Here is a 19,879-nt window from a genome sequence, read left to right on the forward strand (position 1 = left end):
GGGAGGGGATCAGCCCCCTCCGCCGGGGCGCGGCTGAGCACCGGAACGGTCACCAGAACCACCCCCACCGCAATGGCTGCCAGCACCAGGGGCAGACGCCGGCGGGGCGGCGTGGGGGTGTTTTCGGTGAGCTGGGAATAGAGCGAGCGGGACAAATCAAAACACCTCGTTTGAAGTTTCAAAATCAGGGCCCTCCAGCACCAGCGGCAGCAGCTCCTCCAGCCTGGCGATCTCCCAGGTGGGGACGGCGGGGCCGGGATTGGGCAGGCGGCGGGGGTTGTACCAGGCGGTATCCAGCCCCATGGCGGCGGCGCCGCCGATGTCGGAAGTCAGGTTATCCCCCACCATCAGGGCCCGGCTCAGGTGGGTGATGCCCAGGGCGTCCAGCACCGGTCGGAAGAAGGCGGGGCTGGGCTTGGAAGCGCCGATCTCCTCGGAGATAAAGAGATGGGGGATGAGTTCTTTCAGGGGGGAGCGGTCAAACCGGCCCCGCTGGGCCCGGGCCACGCCGTTGGTGAGGATGGCAAGAGTGCAGTGCTCCCCCAGGGCCCGGCAGACCTCCTGGGCGCCGGGGAGGAGAAAGGACTGCTCGCCCAGCCGGTCCAGATAGGTCCGGTTGAGGGCGGCGGGGTCGGCGTCCACCCCCAGGGCGGCGGTGAGCCGGGCAAAGCGCTCCACCACCAGCCACTCCCGGGTGGCCACTCCCCGGTCCAGCATGGCCCACAGGAAACTGTTGATGGACACATAGAGGGCCTCGGTCTCCGGGGGACAGGGGATGGAGAAGGCCTCCAGAGCCAGGCGCAGGGCCTCGTGCTCCGAGCGATCAAAATCGAACAGGGTATTATCTGCGTCCAGCAGGACGAAATCGTAGCGTCTCATGGGTGTTTGCCTCCTGACAGGCCCCGCCGGTGATTCTGGTAGTTGGTGACCAGGCGGGCCAGAGAGGCCACCATCAGCACGCCCACCGCCAGGGCTCCGGCCAGGCCCAGGGTGTGGAGCAGAGACTCCAGGAACAGGGAGGTCTCCCCGCTCATGGCGTGCTCCATGGTATAGTAGATGCCGCCGCCGGGCACCAGGGGAAAGAGGGCCACCAGCAGATAGCTGGTCACCGGGCACCGGCGCAGACGGGCCATGATCTCCGACCAGGCGGAGATGGCCAGGGCGGCGAAAAAGGACTGGATGATGTCGCTGTGAACCAGGGGGGCGGCCAGCAGATAGACCAGCCAGCCCAGGGCCCCGCCGCCGGCGCAGATGAGCATACCGGCGGCTCCGTGGATGTTGAACAGCAGGGAAAAGCCGATGCAGGCCAGGAAGGCGTAGATACAGGGCAGATAGTAGGTAAACTCTTCCATGTCAGCCTCCCATCAGCATTCGGATCAGGCCCAGAGCCAGAGCGGTGCCCAGGGCGATGGCCGCTCCGATGAGCAAGGCCTCGGCGGCCTTGCTGATGCCGGCCACCATGTCGCCGGCCATAATATCCCGCATGGCGTTGGTAAAGGCAATGCCGGGCACCAGGGCCATCAGGGCGCCGATGATGATGCTGTCGGAATTCTGGCCAATGCCGGCGGCAGTAAGGGCCAGGGCCACAAAGGCGGACACCGCCGCGCCGGCGATGGTTTTGAAAAAGAGGTTGGCCCCCAGCTTGGAGGTGAAGGCCATACACAGGCAGATCACCATGCCGCAGAGTCCGCCGCACAGACCGTCCCATACCGAGCCGCCGTAGAACAGGGAGAACATCCCGCAGCCCAGGAAGTGGGCCAGCAGCTGGACGGGCAGGGAGTAGACCTTGTGGGTGCGCTCGATCTCCCGCATACTGTCCAGGGCCTCCTCAAAGGGGGGCGTCTCCCGGCACAGGCGGCGGCACAGATCGTTATACCGCTCCAGCAGGTAGATGTCGGTGCCGTGGTTGGGCATCCGGCGAATCTGGGTCATAGGCTCCCCCTGGGGAGAGGTGAGACTGACAATGATGCAGTTGGGGATGGCAAAGACCTCCCCCCGCTCGGCCCCATAGGCCTGGAGCAGGCGGCTGATGGACTCCTCCACCCGGTAGATCTCCGCTCCGCTGAGCATGAGCCGGAAGCCCATTTCGCTTACGATTTCCAGCAGCTCGTTGTAGTCCGGCTTCAACGGGGAGACCTCCTTTCTGCAATAAAAGCGCGGTGTTCCGGTGGACACCGGTTTACAGCTTATCACATTTCCCCCGGGATATCCATACCTTTCTCAGAAATATTACGCCCCCCTGAAAAAAGGGAAGTATTGAATGTAAAAATAGGATTTGGTACAATAACGGTATCAAGAAAGAGAGGAAAGAGAGGTGGTCTTATGCCGCCCAGGGAAAAGACGCCTGCGGAAAAAGCAGCGGAAAAAGCCCGTATTCTGGACGCCGCCCTGGACATCCTGGCGGCCGACGGCTATAAGGGCCTGACCATGCGCCGCCTGGGGCAGAAAATCGGCGCCTCAGCCACCAAGATCTATCTCTATTTTGTCAACAAGGATGAGGTATATCTGTCGGTGGTGATTGAGGGCTACCGCCAGCTGTGCGACAGTCTGCGGCAGGCCATGGAAACCGTCTCCGGCGGGGAGGCTCAGTTTGACGCCTTCCTGCATACCTATCTGGAGTTTGCGTGGAGCCACCCCACCTTTTACGAGGTGATGGCGCTGAAAAAGGTCCCCATGCAGGCCGATTACGCCGGTACGGAGATGGAGGAGGTGGCCCGGCGGAAGTATGAGACGGGCATGGAGGTTTTTACCCTCACCCGGCAGGTGATGGAGGAATATCTGCGTGAAAAGGGGTACGCCCTCCCGGTATCCCGGGATGCAGCGGCCTTCTCCATCATCGTATTTCTCAACGGGCTGCTCAATACCTACTACAACAAGCTGGCTCACACCGTATTTTCCGACCTGGATCAGCTGCTGGGCGACTGCATCCGGCTGCTGAAAAATTGCTTCCGCAACAGCGCGCTGTCGGAAGGGGACCAATTCCAAGGCAAATCAGGTGAATGAAGCATGACGGAGGAAGAAAAGATCTTTGCGGGGAAGATGTTTGATCCCCGGCGGCAGGAGCTGAAGGACCTGAAGCACAAGGCCCATGAGGCCTGCCGGAAGTACAATTCCATGGACGAGTACGACCCTGACCGGGGGGAAGTGATCCGGGCCATTCTGGGCCGGGCGGGCAAGGCCTGCTACTTCCAGGGCCCTGTCCAGTTTAACTACGGCTGCCATACCTTTATTGGAGAGAACTTTTTCGCCAACTTCAATCTGATGGTGATGGATGATGCCAGGGTATTCATCGGGGACAACGTGTGCTTTGGGCCCAACGTGTCCCTGATGGCCACCAACCACCCCCTGCCCGCCCAGGAGCGCACCGGCCTGGACGGGGAGGGCCGCACCACCATGGCGGAGTTTGCCCGGGAGATCCACATCGGCAGCGGGGTGTGGCTGGCCTGCAACGTGGTGGTGCTGGACGGCGTCACCATCGGAGACGGAGCGGTGATCGGCGCGGGCAGTGTGGTCACCAAGGACATCCCCGCCGGCTGGCTGGCTTACGGCAATCCCTGCCGCCCCATCCGCCCCATTACGGCCGCCGACAGCAAACGGGAGCTGATCCTGGAGGAGGATCTGGACCACTTTGCCTGGAATCTTACAACATAAAAAAGTGCGCCGCATCTGCGGCGCGCTTTTTTCAGAAATTGCACCCTTTCCGTCCAGAGTCCTTGCTGAGAAATATCCCACAATCCCCAATTTCGGCGACATGAACGACATCCCGGATCAGATTGCGCAAGGGAAGATGAGCGCGCCTGATTTGATTTGCGGGGGGACGCCGTGCCAGGCATTTTCCCTGGCTGGATGGCAAAATGGATTGAACGATGATCGTGGGAACCTTACGCTGAAATTTGTGGATATTATTGAGGCCAATGATGCCGTTCGTATGTCGAGAGGACAGGGACGCTGCAAGGTCTTTTGGGAAAATGTCGAAGGAGTATTGGCCGACAAGACCAATGCCTTTGGCTGCTTGGTATCATCCCTTGCCGGTCTGGACCAAGTCCTGTCTGTAAAGGGCGGGAAATGGCCCAATTCAGGCCTGATTCAAGGGAATACCCGTAATGTTGCCTGGCGTGTTTTGGATGCAAAGTTTTTTGGACTTCCCCAGCAAAGACGCCGCCTTTATGTCATAGCCGGCGGCAAGGACTTCCATCCCGAAGATGTTTTGTTTGAGCTCCACGAAAACGAACTGCCGGAATATCCGCAGTTTCCCTTGACATTTGAAAAAGAAGGGCACCATTTTGAAGTGTTTAGGGCATACACAGATTGCTTGTATTCTGCGTATGGAACAAAATGGAATGGCAATGCTGCCGCATATAACGGCTCGTTATTTGTGGTTCAGGATCACCGCATCCGTCGGTTATCTCCCCTTGAAACAGAACGCCTGATGGGATTCCCTGATCATTACACCGATCTTCCGAAAGCAAAAAAGACCAACCGATACCAGAGCACAGGAAATTCTTGGGCTGTACCGGTTGTCCGCTGGATCGGCAATCGCTTGATTCACGAAAACAGGCTTGGAATTAATCTCGATTCCTTCCAATTTGCGTTATGTGCCCGTTCTGTCCGCATTTCCGATACCCAGGTTTTTTATGATTTTGGAAAAGATATTGTTCCTTTGGAGAACGGTATCTCCTTGAATTGTTCTGCAACACCTGAGCACTGCACGTTTGCGGGAATGGACAGCATCGTATCTCCCGATGCGCCCGAAGATATTTATATTTCTCCCGTTGGCTGTTTTGGGATCGTACGCAGAAAAAGAGAACGGAATCTGAAAATCAACGCCCGGCTTGAGGAAGTGCTGCTTTCTATCTCATCTGAGATGTCCCCTGAAGAGATTGAAAAAAGATCCCGTGTGCAGCGCCGGGGACGTTTCAGCACACCAAATGAAGCAAAAGGGGCAGAGGTACAAAAATGTGCTGTCTGTGCAGGGGAATAGGAAACTCATAAAAATAGGGCTGGCACCCAAGGTGCCAGCCCTATTTTTTGACGTTTATGGATCAAAAACGGCGCTTCGCCGTCCGCCCCCTCCAAACAGGTTGTTGTACTGTACCTGCTGGTAGTCCTCAATGAGGGCGGCGTAGTCGTTGGTCTCCAGATGGCTGTGGGCCTGCCCGGCTGTGTCCATGTAGCCCACAAAGGTGAGGGCGGGCAGCTGCTGCTGGAGCTGCCACAGATAGCCGTCGTACACCGTGCCCCCGATACCGGCGTACTGCAGCAGATAGAGGCTCAAAAAGTTCAGGCTGGTAATCTCCGGGCCCTCCTCCGGCAGGGGATAGTTGGCCCAGATCACAAAGGGCGTCTCATATTTGCCCATGTACTGATTCATGTTCATCTGGTCCTGGGTGACGCCGTAGGCCTTGTCCAGGAAGCCCTGCTCCACCGAGGGCTGGTGGTCGCCGAACATGAGGATGATGGTGGGTTCCTCCTGGTTCTGGAAATACTCCACCAGAGTGCGGAAGGCCTGGTCGGTCTTGTTGGCCAGGGTGAGGTACTGCTCGGCCTGGGGATACTTGCCCGGCTGGTCGGTGAGGGTGACCTGGGCGGGATAGTCCTCGGCGGTGTAGCTGCCGTGGTTCTGGATGGTGACGTTGAACAGGAAGAGGGGCTGCCCCTCCTCCTTGTGCTCAAACTCCCAGATGATCTGCTCAAAGTCGGACTGGTCGCTGACATAGCCGTGTTCCATGGTCTGGGCCACGTCCATGTCGTCCACGCACTTGAACTGGTCAAAGCCCAGCTGGGGATAGGCCAGATTGCGCTGCCAGGAGGTGCGCTCACCGGGGTGGAAGGCCAGGGTGTCATACCCCTGGGCCTTCAGCAGGGAGGCCAGAGAGGCGGTGGGCCCCAGCACATACTGCTGGTAGGGAATGCTGCCCGAGGGCAGGAAGGCCATGGTGTTGCCGGTGAGGAACTCAAACTCGCTGGCGCTGGTACCCGCCCCGAATACCGAGGTATAGGTGTGGCCGAAGATGGAATTGTCCAGGGAGCGGATGTAGTCGGTGACGCTCTCGCTGAGCTGCAGGTTGCCGTAGGACTCAAAATCGGCCCAGGACTCGTTCATGATGGCGATGATGTTGGGCTTTTGGACCGACACCGCCGCCGGCTCCAGGGCCTCCACCCCCTCCAGCAGGGTATCCACGTTCTCCGGAGAGTAGCCCTCCGGCTCCTCCACCTCCAGAAACTCGGTGTTGCGGTAAAACACGGCCAGGCAGCCGCCGGTGCGGTAGGCCCCCGCCTGGTCCCACACGTCGGTCTTGACCCCCAGCTTCTCCAGCTTTTCCGAGGGTAGCAGGAACATGAGGCAGGCCAGCCCCGCCGCCAGACAGGCCAGCCGCAGGGGCAGGCGCTTCCGGGTGGTGAGCCGCAGCCGGGCCTTGCGCCGCTCCGGGTGGAGGAATACCACCAGGGCGGCCGCCAGAAAGATGGCGACTCCCATCTGCCAGGTGAGGAACAGGTGGTAGTTGCCCGCCACGCTGGCGGCGGTGCCCAGGGCAGAGAAATCCCAGGGCAGGATGGGGGTGCCCCGGAAGGTATTGACGAAGCAGTTGGCGGCGCCCCAGGACCCGGCGGCGATGTGGATGCCGATGGTGCAGGGGGCGATGCGCCCCACCAGAGCGCACAGCAGCCAGAACAACAGAGCCACGCACAGGGCGTTGGCCACCAGTACGGGGAAGGTCAGAGCAAAAGGATTGGCTCCGTATGTAAACTGCATGAGCCACACGGCGGTAAAGGGGGTCAAAAGCAGAAAGACCGCCTGCCACAGCCGGTCCTTGCGCAGCAGGGAAAGGATTTGTTCACGGTTCATCATAGTATGGTACTCCGGTCATTTGGGAAGATAGTGTGCCATTATAGCGCAAAAAGCCCAGCTTGTCAAAGCCGACCGGTGAAAAAGAAACGGAAAACGTCCCCCGGTACAGTTTGTACCGGGGGACGTGGCAGATTACAGCACCTTGGACAAAAATTCGATGGTACGCTGTTCCTTGGGGTTGGCGAAGAAGGCGTGGGGCTCGTTCTGCTCCAGCACATGGCCGCCGTCCATAAAGAGGACCCGGCTGCCCACTTCCCGGGCAAAGCCCATCTCGTGGGTGACCACCACCATGGTCATGCCCTCGTCGGCCAGCTGCTTCATGACTTCCAGCACCTCGCCCACCATTTCGGGGTCCAGGGCGGAGGTGGGCTCGTCGAACAGCATCACCTTGGGCTTCATGGCCAGAGCCCGGACAATGGCGATACGCTGCTTCTGGCCGCCGGAGAGCTGGGCGGGATAGGCGTCCGCCTTCTCCTCCAGACCCACCCGCTTCAGCAGGGCGGTGGCGGTGTCATCGGCCTCGGCCTGGCTCATCAGCTTGGTGCGGACGGGAGCCAGGGTAATGTTCTTCCGGATGGTCATGTTGGGGAAGAGGTTGAAGTGCTGGAACACCATGCCCATCTGCCGCCGAATCAGGTCGATGTTGGTCTTGGGATCGGTGATGGCGGTGCCCTCAAAGGTGATGGTGCCCTTGGTGGGGGCCTCCAGCAGGTTGAGGCAGCGCAGGAAGGTGGACTTACCCGAGCCGGAGGGCCCGATGATGACCACTTTCTCCCCGGGATAGATGTGCTCGGAGATGTCGTCCAGCACCAGATGGTCCCCGAAGGACTTGGACAGATGTTTAACGTCTATCACTTTGACGCAGCCTCCTTTCCAGAATACCCAGCAGCCAGGTGAAGAGCATGACCATCAGAAGATAGATGATGGCGATGCCCAGATAGGGATACATCACATCGTAGGTCTTGCTGCCGATGGACTTGGCGGCATAGACCAGCTCCTTGCCGCCGATGGCGGAGATCAGAGCAGTATCCTTAAACAGGGTGATAAACTCGTTGCCCAGAGCAGGCAGGATGTTCTTAAAGGCCTGGGGAATGACAATAAAGCGCATGGTGTCCAGATAGTTCAGGCCCAGGGACCGTCCGGCTTCGCTTTGGCCGATATCCACGCTCATCAGGCCGCCGCGGACGATCTCGGCCACATAGGCGCCCGAGTTGATGCCCAGGGTGAGGGTGCCCACCAGGGTGTACTCACGGCTGCTTTTAAAGATGATAAAGCCCATAATCAGCAGCTGGACCATCATGGGGGTGCCGCGGATAATGGTAACATAGATCTTGCAGATCACGTTCAGTACGCCAAGGACGGGGTTGTGCCGTCCCAGACGCTGCTGATCGTGGGTGGTGCGGATCACAGCCACCACCACGCCCAGCACAATACCCAGGATCAGTGCCAAGGCGGTGATCCAGAGGGTGGTCAGCACGCCGTCCAGGTAGAACTGCCAACGGTCCTCCTCAAAGAAGGCCTTGTAAATGCCCACGAAGGCGTCTTGCCACCAGGGCAAGTCCACGCCGTCTTTCAGCTGCTGTCCCAGGGACTCATAGAGTTGCGCCCAGTTCACAGAGATTCTCCTTTCTTACCTTCTGCCAAATACGACCCAAAAAAGGACGGCCCGAAGGCCGCCCTTTTCAGTTGAATACGGATTTGTCGTTTGTCTTAGCCCTCAGCGGGGATATACTTGTCGATGATGGACTGCACGGTGCCGTCCTCAACCAGTTCGATCAGAGCGGCGTTGACGGCGTCCTTCAGAGCGGTGTTGCCCTTGGCAAAGCCGATGGCGTAGTTCTCGTTGGCGAACTCAGTGTCCAGAATCTTCAGACCGGGGTTGGCCTTCACATACTCCTGGGCGGGAGCGTTGTCGATGACTACGCAGTCCACCTGACCATTCATCAGAGCCTGCACGGCAGCGGCGCCGTCGTCATAGGGGATCACGGCGTCCTCACCGTAACCGCCGTTCTCGGGGGTGTCGGAGCAGTAGATGTAGCCGGTGGTGCCCATCTGGCAGCCGATCAGCTTGCCCTCCAGATCATCGATGGTGGCGATGTCGGAGTTCTCGGGAACAATGACGACCTGAATGCCGTTGGCGTAGGTGTCGGAGAAGTCCATGACCTCCAGACGGTCATCGGTCACAGTGACGCCGGCCATGACGATGTCGCTCTTGCCGGTCTGTACAGCCTGCAGAGCGGCGTCAAAGCCCATGTTGTCCACGACCAGCTCCAGGCCCAGCTTCTGGGCGATGGCGTAGGCGATCTCCACGTCGATGCCCTCATAGCCGGTGCCCTCGTAGCCTTCGCCGTCGCCCACCATCTCATAGGGAGGGAACTGAGCGTTGGTGCTCATGATCAGCTTACCGGCCTCCACAGTGGTGAACTCGCCGGTGGTGGAGGTCTCCTCGCCGCCGGCGGGGGTGGTGCTCTCCACGGGGGTGGTCTCGGTGTTGCCGGAGGGGGTCTCGGCGCTGCCGCTGTTGCCGCCGCCGCAGGCGGCCAGCAGAGACAGAGACATGACTGCGGTCAGGCCCATGAGGGCCAGCTTCTTGAAGTTCTTCATGATGTATTCTCTCCTATTCATTGCGTTTCACGCGATCCTCATTGCGTTCCTTGTATTAGGTGTCTCTTATTATACACCGTATGCAAATAAATACAATATTTATTCATTCGTCAAACCCCACAAAAAACCTGGAAGTTTTCAGCCGGTCTCTCTCCGTGCCCGCAGGTGGGTGAAAAGGGTCACATAATGCTGTTATGTGAGAAAACAGGCCTGTTTTCAGCACCTGAAAGGGTTTACTTCCGGGAAAGTGATGTGGTATAATGACAGCGATATGTTTAGATATGGTTTTAAAAACCAGAAAGGAGGCCCACCTTGGAAGAGATCCGCGCATTAAAGGAGCGGCTGGAGGGGGAACGACCGGTAGATTGGGAGGGTTTCCCCGATATCGGGCTGTATATGGACCAGCTCATCAACTATATGCCCCGCCAACTGATCCACTATGGAGAGGGGGAGGCCCTGACCTCCGCCATGGTGAATAATTATATTAAAGATGGGGCCATGCCCCGGGCGGAGGGCAAGCGGTACTCCCGCACCCACCTGGCCTACCTCACAGCCCTGTGCGCCCTCAAGCAGGTGCTGTCGGTGAAGGATGCCGGTCTGCTGTTGGCCGCGGCAGCTCAGGGGCGTGAGCCCAAGGAGCTGTACGAGCAGTTCCGCATGGAACTGGACCGGGCCCTGGACGTGACCGCCGGGTCCCTGGACCCCACCGCCGGGGAGGAGGACCTGCCCGGCCTGGCCCTGGCGCTGGCCCTGCGCAGCTACGCCGACAAGCTGGCCTGTCAGCGTATCCTGGAACTGCTGCGGGCCAAACAGCCCCCCAATGAAAAGGAAAAGAAGAAAAAAGACTGAATACCGCTCAGATTTTAACAACGATGGAGGTTCTCTGAACAATGGGAGAATATGTGATCTTGACCGACTCCTCCGCCGACCTGACCGCCGAGCTGGCGGCCGAGCTGGGGGTGGAAGTGATTCCCCTGTCCTTCACTATGGAGGATAAGACCTACTTCAACTATCCCGACAACCGGGACATCGACCCGGCGGATTTTTATGCCCGCCTGCGGGGGGGCGCCATGGCTACCACCGCCGCCGTCAATGTGGCCGACTATACCGAGGCCATGGAGCCCATTCTGAAGGAGGGCAAGGACGTGCTGGTGCTGGCCTTCTCCTCCGGCCTGTCCGCCACCTGCCATTCTGCCCAGATCGCCGCCGGGGAGCTGATGGAGCAGTATCCCGACCGGAAGGTGTATGTGGTGGATACCCTGTGCGCCTCCCTGGGCCAGGGCCTGCTGGTGTGGTATGCCGCCAACCTGAAAAAGCAGGGCAAGACCATGGAGGAGGTGCGGGACTGGACCGAGGAGCACAAGCTCAACCTGTGCCACTGGTTCACCGTGGACGACCTCCACTTCCTCAAGCGGGGCGGCCGCATCTCCGCCGCCACCGCTGTGCTGGGCACCATGCTGTCCATCAAGCCGGTGATGCACGTGGACAATGAGGGCCACCTCATTAAGGTAGGCACCGCCCGGGGCCGCAATGCCTCTCTCAAGGCCCTGGTGGACCACATGGAGCAGACCGTGCTGGATCTGAAGGGTCAGTCCATCTTCATCAGCCACGGCGATTGCCTGGCCGACGCCCAGAAGGTGGCCGATGATATCCGGGCCCGCTTTGGGGTGGAGGATATCGTCATCAACTATGTGGGTCCCGTCATCGGCGCCCACTCCGGCCCGGGCACCGTGGCCCTCTTCTTTATGGGGAGCGAGCGCTGATGGAGGATATCAAGTGGCTGGAAGTGGTGCTGGACACCACCGAGGAGGAACTGGACGGCCTGTGTGCCCGGCTCACCGCCAACGGCGTCACCGGCTTCGCCATTGAGGATGAAGAGGACTTCAAGACCTTCCTGGAGCAGAACCGTCAGTACTGGGACTATGTGGACGAGGACCTGATGGAGCGGATGAAGGGCGTGTGCCGGGTCAAGTTCTACGTCACCGACGATGCAGACGGCAAGGCCCAGCTGGCGCGCTGGCTGGAGGGCATCGACAAGCCCTACACCACCGCATCCCTGGGGGACAACGACTGGGCTCACTCCTGGCAGAAGTATTATAAGCCCATGACCGTGGGCGGGAAGCTGTGGATCGTTCCCGAGTGGGAGCGGGACCAGACCCCGCCGGAGGGGCGCACCCCGGTGTACCTCAACCCCGGGCTCACCTTTGGAACCGGCAACCACGCCTCCACCCAGCTGTGCCTGATGGGGCTGGAGGAGTATGTGGTACCCGGCCAGCCGGTGCTGGATCTGGGCTGCGGCAGCGGCATCCTGTCCATCGCCGCCATGGCCCTGGGGGCCAGCTCCGCCGTGGCGGTGGATATCGACCCCAAGGCAGTGGACGTGGCCTATGAGAATGCCGGCCTCAACGGCATCGGCAGGGACCGGTACACCGTCCGGGCGGGAGATGTGCTCACCGATCAGGCTCTGGTGAAGGAGCTGGGCGGGCAGCGCTATCCCCTGGTGCTGGCCAACATCGTGGCCGACGTCATTATGCCCCTGTCCGCCAAGGCGGGGGAGTGGATGACCGAGGACGGGGTGTTCCTGTGCTCCGGCATTATCGACACCCGCTCCGCCGAGGTGGAGGCCGCCCTGGAGCGCAACGGCCTGCACATCATCCGCCGCCGGGAGCAGAACGGCTGGGTATCCCTGGCCGCCAAACGGGCGTAATAAGAGGAAAAGGACGCACCGCAGCGCGGTGCGTCCTTTTGTTTTAGGGGTTTTATTGTAGAGAGCCATGATAGTTATAGTAGGCGGGTAAGGGCGGCCTTTATGGCCGCCCGCCGGTTTTCTGCCGGCATGAGTTCCCTCCAGAGTGAAAGGATTGCATTTTTTCCCGGGATATGATACACTTTTTCGGTACGATTTGAGGTCGCGCCCCGGGGAAAGAGGGCGTTGGGTACGAAAGGGAGTTTCGATGCCTGTGGGGACCTTGAATCAGGCAGACTGAAACGGAAAGGAAGTTTTGTACCCATGGAAATCAACGGCGAGCAGGTCAACGAGATCGTCAACTACGCCGACCTGGGCCTGTCCCCTGAGGTCATGAAGGCCATCGACAAGAAGGGCTACGTCCAGGCCACGCCGGTCCAGGCGGGCGCCATTCCCTATTTTATGGAGTGGAAGGACGTGATCGCCAAGGCCCCTACCGGTACCGGCAAGACCTTTGCCTTCGGCATCCCCATGGTGGAGCACATTGATCCGGACAACCAGGATGTGCAGGCCCTGGTGCTGGCACCCACCCGGGAGCTGGCGGTACAGATCCAGGAGGAGCTGCGGGACCTGTGCGAATTTAAGGAAGGGGTACGCACCGTGTGCCTCTACGGCGGCGCCCCCATCGACAAGCAGATCAACACCCTGAAGAAGCGCCCCCAGATCGTGGTGGCCACCCCCGGCCGTCTCATGGACCACATGAAGCGGCGCACCGTCAAGCTGGACAAGGTGGAGACGGTGGTGCTGGACGAGGCCGACCGGATGCTGGATATGGGCTTTGTCCGGGACGTGACCCGTATCCTGGACCAGCTGAAGCACCGGAAGAACCTGGGAATGTTCTCGGCCACCATCAGCCGGGAGGTGATGGACATCTCCTGGGTGTACCAGCGGGACCCCATTGAGATCACCGTCCGCCCGGTGGAGGAGTCCAAGCCCGACATCACCCAGTACCGCATCGACCTGGACGGCCGGGAGAAGAAACTGGACACCATCGTGGCCCTCATCACCCACGGGGAGTACGAGCGGGCCATTGCCTTCTGCAACACCAAGAACATGACCGACCGGCTGGCCGGGCTGCTCCAGATGCGGGGCATTTCCTGCCAGGCCATCCACGGCGATATCCAGCAGCGGGTGCGGGAAAAGACCCTGGACAAGTTTAAAAAGGGCGAGATCAAGGTGCTGGTGGCCACCGACGTGGCCGCCCGTGGCCTGGACATCGACGACGTGGACGCGGTGTTCAACTACGACGTGCCTGACGAGATGGAGAACTACACCCACCGCATCGGCCGTACCGGCCGTGCCAAGCGCCACGGCGTGGCCTACACCTTTGTGGCCACCGTCACCGAGAGCGTCCGCATGGACGACATCATCCGCAACACCAAGGCGGAGGTCCAGCGGCTCAAGTACGATCAGGACGGCTGCCTCATGCTGGTGGAGCAGCAATAAATCGTTGAATGGGCGGCCTTTGGCCGCCCATTTTCCTGCTTCCGGGCCGGTTCGCCGGATTTCCCTTGCCAATTTCCGGAGGCCATGATATCATGTCGGCATACTGGGGCAGAATGATTTGCAGAGAGGAGAGTTCCCATGGTAGAGATCCGTCCCTCCCGGCCCGACGAGGCCCAGGCCCAGAAGGACCTGTGGCGGGCCGCCTTTGGGGAGGACCCCCGCTATATTGACTGGTTCTATGAATGCTGCTGGCGGCCGGAGGACACCCTCCTGCTGCTGGAGGACGGGAAGCTGGCCTCCATGCTGGCCCTGCTGCCTCAGACCATCCACCTGCCCGGCGGCGGCACCGCCTCCGCCTGGTATGTCTATGCCCTGGCCACCGACCCCAACGTGCGCAGCAAGGGGTACGGCAGGCAGCTGCTGCTCTATGTGGATGACTTTTTGAAGGCCCGGGGGGCGGACTGCGTTACCGTGGTGCCCGCCGAGGCCAGCCTGTTCAAATTTTTCGGCATGGTGGGCTATCTCCCCGGCTTTTTTACCCGCAAGGTGGAGCTGCTGCGGAGCATGACCACCCCCCACTTCCAGGAGGATGGGGTGGAGCCCATCGGCCCGGAGGCGTACAACGCCATCCGGGAGGCGGCGCTGGCAGGCCTGCCTTTTGTCTCCTACAGTCAGGAGCTGATCCGCTATCAGGAGGGAATGGGCAAGATCACCGGCGGCGGTCTGTACCGCGTCACCGTGGGAGCGTTCCGAGGCTGTGCCGCCGCCGAATACCTGAACCAGGAGAGCGTCCTTTTTAAGGAATTGCTGCTGCCGCCGGAGCATATGCCCCGTGGTCTGGCGGCCCTGGCCGCCCAGATGCCCGGTCAGCGGTGCTTCGTCCGCACCCCGGCCCAGTGGGACGGGATGCAGGGCAGCTATCTCCAGCCCTTCGGCATGGTCAAGTGGTATGACCGGGAGAAGGGCGCCCTGTGGGGGGAGGAGACCCATGGCTATATGGGCCTGGGCTTTGATTGACCGGCTCCAAAACAGAATACAGCGTTCAAAGATGGGCGCGGACAGACGGGGGATGGTCCCTCATCTGTCCGCGTTTCTTTATCCTGGCATGGGTTTTGCAACCAGACGGTGGGGCAAGATTCAAAGCCGGGGTTTTGCAAGAATTCCGTTAAAATGAATATGCGGGGCAAAATCGTGAATATATATAAGCAAATTTCATCACATTAGCGAGAAAAAGTGTCGAAAAGCAGGCGATACAAGGAAAGAAAGCATCCGATGTCGAAGAATGAAATGGACAATTATGCAGAAAAGTGTCTTTCTGACAAGGACAGCTGCAAGATTTGACGGCGATTCCATCAAATTCAGGCGGCAGAACTCTTGACGGAAGGTGTTAATTACGATAAAATAAACAGACGTTTATTGTGGGGCATTCACGGAAAACGAACAGAGACTGGTATAGGAAGTGAAGAAATGGCAAAATACATTTTGAAAAGAGTGCTGATGGCAGTGATTACCCTGTTCATCGTCATCTGCCTCACTTTTTTCCTCATGAACGCCATTCCGGGCAACCCCTGGCTGTCTGAGAAGACCCCATCTCAGGCCACCATCGATGCTCTGAATGAGAAGTACGGCCTGGATCAGCCGGTCATCGTGCAGCTGGGTAAGTACCTGGGCAACATTCTGCAGGGTGAGTTCGGCGACTCCATCAAGATGCAGAAGGACCGGCCGGTGCTGGACATCATCACCACCATGTTCCCCATCTCGGCCAGGATCGGTATCATCGCCATTGTGTGGGCTATTTTGGTGGGCGTCCCATTGGGCTGTCTGGCCGCATACAAACGAGGTACCTGGGTGGACAGCCTATTGCGCGTAATATGTACCATAGGTATCTCCATGCCGGGCTTCGTGGTGGCTACCATTCTGCTGCAGATCTTTACCGGCGGTATTGAGGGCTTTAAGATATTACCAACGGTATTTGACGGCAGCTGGCAGAGCTATGTGCTGCCCTGCGCCGCCCTGGGCTTCTACCCCATGTGTTATCTGTCCCGGCAGACCCGTACCGCCATGCTGGACTCCATCAACCAGGAGTACATCAAGACTGCCCGGGCCAAGGGCCTGCGCAACAAGAAGATCATCTTCAAGCACGCCCTGCGCAACGCCCTGATCCCCGTCATCACCTATCTGGGCCCCCAGATCGCCTTTACCCTGTGCGGCGGCTTCGTGGTGGAGCAGGTGTTCTCCATCCCCGGTCTGGGCCGCTACTTCGTCCAGTCCATCCAGTCCCGTGACTATCCTATCATCATGGGCACCACCATCTTCCTGGCGGCCTTCATCATTGTGATGAACCTGGTCGTGGACCTGCTGTACAAGCTGGTGGACCCGCGGATCAATCTGAGCAAGGGAGGGAACTGAGTTGGCAGAGAAACGGAAAAAAGTGCTCGGCTCTCTTCAGCCGGATATTGAAGATATCCTGGATTGGAACAAGCTGCCGGAAGATGCCTTTCAGCCGGCCAGTGCAGAAGAGAAAGAGAGTTTTATTCAGGACCGCAAGAGCGTGTCCTATTGGAAGGATGCATGGCGCCGCCTGCGCCGCAACAAGGTAGCCATGGTGGCCATGGTCATCGTGATCCTGCTGGGTCTGTTTGCCTTTGTGGGTCCCCTGGTCGTGCCCTACAGCTACGATGAAGTGATCCCCGGCGCCAACAACCTGCACCCCTGGCACTACTCTCTGGAGGACCAGGAGGAACTGGCGGCGGCGCAGGACCCGGAGAAAGCCATTGAGCTGGCCCGGGCCGAGGCCGAGGCTGAGGGCCGCGAACTCAGCCGCATTGAGGAAGCTCAGATCCGCGCCAAAGTGAAGAGCGGCGGCGACGTGGATGAGCTGCGGGCCGAGCTGGGCATCAAGCCTAAGCTGTTCGGCTACACCAATGACGAGCTGCAGCGCATCGCCAACGGCGAGTCGGTTTTCCCCCATGTGTTCGGCTGCGATATGCAGGGCCGTGACATCATGGTCCGTACCATGATCGGTACCCGTGTGTCCATGATTGTCGGTATCTGCTGTGCCCTCATCGTGCTGGTCATCGGTGCCATCTACGGCTCCATCTCTGGCTACTGCGGCGGCAAGGTGGACGCCGTCATGCAGCGTATCGTGGAGATCATCTACACCATCCCCGAGGTGCTCATCATTCTGCTGCTGGGCGCCACGCTCAAACCCATTTTGGAGGACTTCCAAAACTCGGGCGACGGGTTCTTCCAGAACATGGTCACCATTCTGGGCCCCAACCTGATCGCCATCTTCATCGCCTTCGGTCTGCTGTACTGGGTGACCATGAGCCGCATCATCCGCGGCCAGATCCTCCAGCTCAAGCAGCAGGAGTACGTCACCGCCGCCCGTGCTCTGGGCGCCAAGGGCGGGCGCATCATCAAGCGCCATCTGCTGCCCAACTGCGTGGGCCAGATCGTGACCACCACCTTCCTGCAGATCCCCTCCGCCATCTTCACCGAGTCCTTCCTGTCCTTCCTGGGTATGGGCGTTTCCGCCCCCATGACCAGCCTGGGCTCCATGTGCTCCGATGGTCTGAGCGGCCTGCAGAGCTATCCCTATCGTTTGTTCATCCCCGCCATCATCCTGAGCATCCTGATCCTCTGCCTGAACCTGTTCGGCGACGGCCTGCGTGACGCTCTGGATCCCCGTCTGAAGAAGTAAGAAAGGAGGAGACACCATGGAAGAAAAACAGAAAACCGGCAAGCTGCTGGAAGTGAAGGATCTCCACGTCTCCTTCTTTACCCCCGCCGGCGAAGTCAAGGCTGTGGGCGGCATCAGCTATGACCTGAACTATGACGAAGTCATGGGCATCGTGGGCGAGTCCGGCTCCGGCAAGAGCGTGGAGGCCTACTCCATCATCGGCCTGCTCCAGTCCCCCGGCAAGGTGGTGGGCGGTTCCATCACCCTGGAGGGCGAGGACGTGCTGGCCAAGAGCAAGGAAGAGATGATCGACCTGCGCGGCAACAAGGTGGCCATGATTTTCCAGAACCCCATGACCTGCCTGAACCCCGTGTACACCATCGGCAACCAGCTCATCGAGGCCCTCAAGGCCCACGACAAGAAGGTCTCCAAGGAGGAGGCCGCCAAGCGGGCCATGGAGATGCTGGAGATGGTGGGCATCAACAACGTGGAAAAGCGGATGAAGCAGTATCCCCATGAGCTGTCCGGCGGTATGCGTCAGCGCGTCATGATCGCCATGGGTCTGATCTGCCATCCCCAGCTGCTCATCGCCGATGAGCCCACCACCGCTCTGGACGTGACCATCCAGGCTCAGATCCTGGAGCTCATGAAGGAGCTGCAGAAGAAGACCCACATGGGCATCATCTTCATCACCCATAACCTGGGCGTGGTGGCTGAGATCTGCGACAAGGTCAGCGTCATGTACGCCGGCAAGATGGTGGAGCAGGGCCCCGTGGACGACATCTTCTACAAGCCCGGCCACCCCTACACCATGGGCCTGCTGCGGTCCATGCCCCGTGTGGACGCCGAGAGCTACGAGCGCCTCATCCCCATCGAGGGTACCCCCGTGGATATGCTCAATCCTCCCGAGGGCTGCCCCTTCGCTCCCCGGTGTGAATACGCCATGAAGATCTGCCTGCAGAAGATGCCCCCCTATGTGGAGCTGGGCGACAACCACCGCTCCGCCTGCTGGCTGCGGGTGCAGGAGCAGATGGCCAAGGAGAAGGCCGGCCAGGCGGACGCCAAGCCCGCGCAGGAGACCGAGAACAAGGAGGCGGGCGACCATGAGTGAGAAGAATGATATCCTCGTTCAGGTAGACCACCTGAAGAAATACTTTGGCGTCAAGGGCCTGAAGGGCCCCGGCGTCCAGGCCGTGGAGGATGTGTCCCTGTTCATCAAGCGGGGCGAGACCCTGGGCCTGGTGGGCGAGTCCGGCTGCGGCAAGACCACCCTGGGCCGTACCATCCTCCAGCTCCATCCCCCCACGTCCGGCAAGATCGTCTATGACGGCGAGACCATCTTTGAGGGTGAGGACCCCTGGCAGAAGGACGAGAACGGCCAGCTGATCCACGTCAAGACTCCCAAGCCCAAGGCAGTCAATATGCTGCCCTACCGGCGGAAGATGCAGATCATCTTCCAGGACCCCTCCGCCTCTCTGGACCCCCGTATGACGGTGGGCGAGATCATTGGTGAGGCCCTGGATATCCACAAGCTGTGCCCCAACAAGAAGGACCGCACCGACCGCATCAAGGAGCTGCTTGCCCGGGTGGGTCTGAACACCGAGCACGCCAACCGCTATCCCCATGAGTTCTCCGGCGGCCAGCAGCAGCGCGTGGGCATCGCCCGCGCCCTGGCGGTGCGCCCCGAATTCATCGTGTGTGACGAGCCTATCTCCGCCCTGGACGTGTCCATCCAGTCCCAGGTGGTGAATATGCTGGAGGATATGCAGCAGGATCTGGGCCTGACCTATCTGTTCATCGCCCATGACCTGTCCGTGGTGCGTCACATCTCCAACCGCATCGGCGTGATGTATCTGGGTACCATGGTGGAGCTGGCTGAGAGCTACGAGCTGAACAAGCATCCCATCCACCCCTACACCAAGACCCTGCTGTCCGCGGTGCCGGTGCCCGATCCCGAGGTGAGCCGGACCCGTCAGCGTATCGTGCTCCAGGGCGATATCCCCTCCCCCATGAATCCGCCTACGGGCTGCCGGTTCCATACCCGCTGCCCCTACGCCACCGAGAAGTGCAAGGAGTGCGTGCCTCAGTTCAAGGAGCATTCGCCCGGCCACTACGCCGCCTGTCACCTGCTGGGCTAAGACGGGCGAATGGGCCTGCCGCCGCATTGCGGCGTCCAAGCGTTTTGGGCTGTGCCCAAAACCTTGATGCCGGGCGAATTCACTTCGCCCGAGCAGATGAAAGGAAATGGGGTACCCGCCCGGCCTGGGCCGGGTGGGCAACATTCTCCCGGCCACTACGCCGCCTGTCACCTGCTGGGCTGATTGGGCGAATGGGCCTGCCACCTGCTGGGGTAAGCGAAAGCCGGGCCCGCGCAGTAAGGGCGCTCAAGCGAAAATTGGAAAAAGGCGGCAGATTGCCGCCTTTTTTCGGAACCAGATAGAAATAAACTGGAGAGTTCGTAACAATTTCGAAACATTTTCTTTACACCTGTACCTGACCTGTGGTATAATGTCTTTGCGTTACTTTAACGTGCGAAAGGCCATGGCCTTTC

Annotated in this window: 19 protein-coding genes; 12 read left to right on the forward strand and 7 right to left on the reverse strand. The window is 59.9% G+C overall.

The window, feature by feature from the left end; translation table 11 throughout:
* Positions 1-156: 156 nt before the first annotated feature.
* Genes B5G42_RS11895 through B5G42_RS11905 form a run of 3 tightly spaced genes read right to left on the reverse strand, consistent with a single transcriptional unit; the run spans position 157 to position 2,127 of the window.
* Positions 157-879 carry a YjjG family noncanonical pyrimidine nucleotidase gene (locus tag B5G42_RS11895; RefSeq protein WP_087270688.1) on the reverse strand — a complete coding sequence of 241 codons (723 nt, stop codon included), beginning with the start codon at positions 877-879 and terminating at the stop codon, positions 157-159.
* Positions 876-1,352, reverse strand: coding sequence for a threonine/serine exporter family protein (locus tag B5G42_RS11900; protein ID WP_087188493.1), 477 nt, complete (start codon positions 1,350-1,352; stop codon positions 876-878). Before B5G42_RS11900 ends, B5G42_RS11895 begins: the two co-directional genes overlap by 4 nt.
* A gap of 1 nt (position 1,353) precedes the next feature.
* The gene (locus B5G42_RS11905; protein WP_206406187.1) at positions 1,354-2,127 is read right to left on the reverse strand and encodes a threonine/serine exporter family protein; all 774 of its coding nucleotides are present in this window, start codon (positions 2,125-2,127) and stop codon (positions 1,354-1,356) included.
* Positions 2,128-2,322: 195 nt separating this feature from the next.
* Here B5G42_RS11905 and B5G42_RS11910 point away from each other — a divergent pair, with 195 nt between their 5' ends.
* Genes B5G42_RS11910 through B5G42_RS18710 form a run of 3 tightly spaced genes read left to right on the forward strand, consistent with a single transcriptional unit; the run spans position 2,323 to position 4,981 of the window.
* Positions 2,323-3,003, forward strand: coding sequence for a TetR/AcrR family transcriptional regulator (locus tag B5G42_RS11910; RefSeq protein ID WP_087270691.1), 681 nt, complete (start codon positions 2,323-2,325; stop codon positions 3,001-3,003).
* Positions 3,004-3,006: 3 nt separating this feature from the next.
* Positions 3,007-3,651, forward strand: a complete 645-nt coding sequence (locus B5G42_RS11915) for a sugar O-acetyltransferase (protein ID WP_087270694.1) — start codon at positions 3,007-3,009, stop codon at positions 3,649-3,651.
* On the forward strand, positions 3,629-4,981 hold the full coding sequence (locus B5G42_RS18710) for a DNA cytosine methyltransferase (RefSeq protein ID WP_242961214.1): 1,353 nt from the start codon (positions 3,629-3,631) through the stop codon (positions 4,979-4,981). The genes B5G42_RS11915 and B5G42_RS18710 overlap by 23 nt, the downstream gene beginning before the upstream one ends.
* Before the next feature lie 54 nt (positions 4,982-5,035).
* Here B5G42_RS18710 and B5G42_RS11925 read toward each other — a convergent pair whose 3' ends face one another.
* The 4 genes from B5G42_RS11925 to B5G42_RS11940 all read right to left on the reverse strand — a co-directional run bounded on the left by B5G42_RS11925 (position 5,036) and on the right by B5G42_RS11940 (position 9,454).
* Positions 5,036-6,850 carry an LTA synthase family protein gene (locus B5G42_RS11925; protein WP_242961215.1) on the reverse strand — a complete coding sequence of 605 codons (1,815 nt, stop codon included), beginning with the start codon at positions 6,848-6,850 and terminating at the stop codon, positions 5,036-5,038.
* Positions 6,851-6,982: 132 nt separating this feature from the next.
* On the reverse strand, positions 6,983-7,705 hold the full coding sequence (locus tag B5G42_RS11930) for an amino acid ABC transporter ATP-binding protein (RefSeq protein ID WP_087270697.1): 723 nt from the start codon (positions 7,703-7,705) through the stop codon (positions 6,983-6,985).
* Positions 7,692-8,414, reverse strand: coding sequence for an amino acid ABC transporter permease (locus B5G42_RS11935; RefSeq protein WP_343212821.1), 723 nt, complete (start codon positions 8,412-8,414; stop codon positions 7,692-7,694). Before B5G42_RS11935 ends, B5G42_RS11930 begins: the two co-directional genes overlap by 14 nt.
* 146 nt (positions 8,415-8,560) lie before the next feature.
* The gene (locus B5G42_RS11940) at positions 8,561-9,454 is read right to left on the reverse strand and encodes an ABC transporter substrate-binding protein (protein ID WP_087270698.1); all 894 of its coding nucleotides are present in this window, start codon (positions 9,452-9,454) and stop codon (positions 8,561-8,563) included.
* Positions 9,455-9,766: 312 nt separating this feature from the next.
* Here B5G42_RS11940 and B5G42_RS11945 point away from each other — a divergent pair, with 312 nt between their 5' ends.
* The 9 genes from B5G42_RS11945 (at position 9,767) to B5G42_RS11985 (ending at position 19,466) form a co-directional block, all read left to right on the forward strand.
* Complete coding sequence (locus B5G42_RS11945; RefSeq protein ID WP_087188486.1) at positions 9,767-10,303, forward strand: DUF1836 domain-containing protein; 537 nt, start codon at positions 9,767-9,769, stop codon at positions 10,301-10,303.
* A gap of 41 nt (positions 10,304-10,344) precedes the next feature.
* A complete protein-coding gene (locus tag B5G42_RS11950; RefSeq protein WP_087270701.1) occupies positions 10,345-11,217 on the forward strand; it encodes a DegV family protein in 873 nt (290 codons plus the stop codon).
* The gene (prmA, locus tag B5G42_RS11955; RefSeq protein WP_087270704.1) at positions 11,217-12,161 is read left to right on the forward strand and encodes a 50S ribosomal protein L11 methyltransferase; all 945 of its coding nucleotides are present in this window, start codon (positions 11,217-11,219) and stop codon (positions 12,159-12,161) included. Before B5G42_RS11950 ends, prmA begins: the two co-directional genes overlap by 1 nt.
* Positions 12,162-12,464: 303 nt before the next feature.
* Positions 12,465-13,646: a DEAD/DEAH box helicase gene (locus B5G42_RS11960; RefSeq protein ID WP_087188483.1), complete on the forward strand. Its 1,182-nt coding sequence runs from the start codon at positions 12,465-12,467 to the stop codon at positions 13,644-13,646.
* Positions 13,647-13,784: 138 nt separating this feature from the next.
* Positions 13,785-14,663, forward strand: a complete 879-nt coding sequence (locus B5G42_RS11965) for a GNAT family N-acetyltransferase (RefSeq protein ID WP_087270707.1) — start codon at positions 13,785-13,787, stop codon at positions 14,661-14,663.
* A gap of 450 nt (positions 14,664-15,113) precedes the next feature.
* Positions 15,114-16,055, forward strand: coding sequence for an ABC transporter permease (locus B5G42_RS11970; RefSeq protein ID WP_087270710.1), 942 nt, complete (start codon positions 15,114-15,116; stop codon positions 16,053-16,055).
* Position 16,056: 1 nt separating this feature from the next.
* Positions 16,057-17,349, forward strand: coding sequence for an ABC transporter permease (locus B5G42_RS11975; protein ID WP_087270712.1), 1,293 nt, complete (start codon positions 16,057-16,059; stop codon positions 17,347-17,349).
* A gap of 16 nt (positions 17,350-17,365) precedes the next feature.
* A complete protein-coding gene (locus tag B5G42_RS11980; protein WP_087270714.1) occupies positions 17,366-18,439 on the forward strand; it encodes an ABC transporter ATP-binding protein in 1,074 nt (357 codons plus the stop codon).
* Entirely contained in the window at positions 18,432-19,466 is a 1,035-nt protein-coding gene (locus tag B5G42_RS11985) for an ABC transporter ATP-binding protein (RefSeq protein ID WP_087270717.1), read from the forward strand. Before B5G42_RS11980 ends, B5G42_RS11985 begins: the two co-directional genes overlap by 8 nt.
* Positions 19,467-19,879 lie beyond the last annotated feature (413 nt).

It is taken from the genome of Flavonifractor sp. An91, from assembly GCF_002159225.1.
Lineage (GTDB): Bacteria > Bacillota > Clostridia > Oscillospirales > Oscillospiraceae > Flavonifractor > Flavonifractor avicola.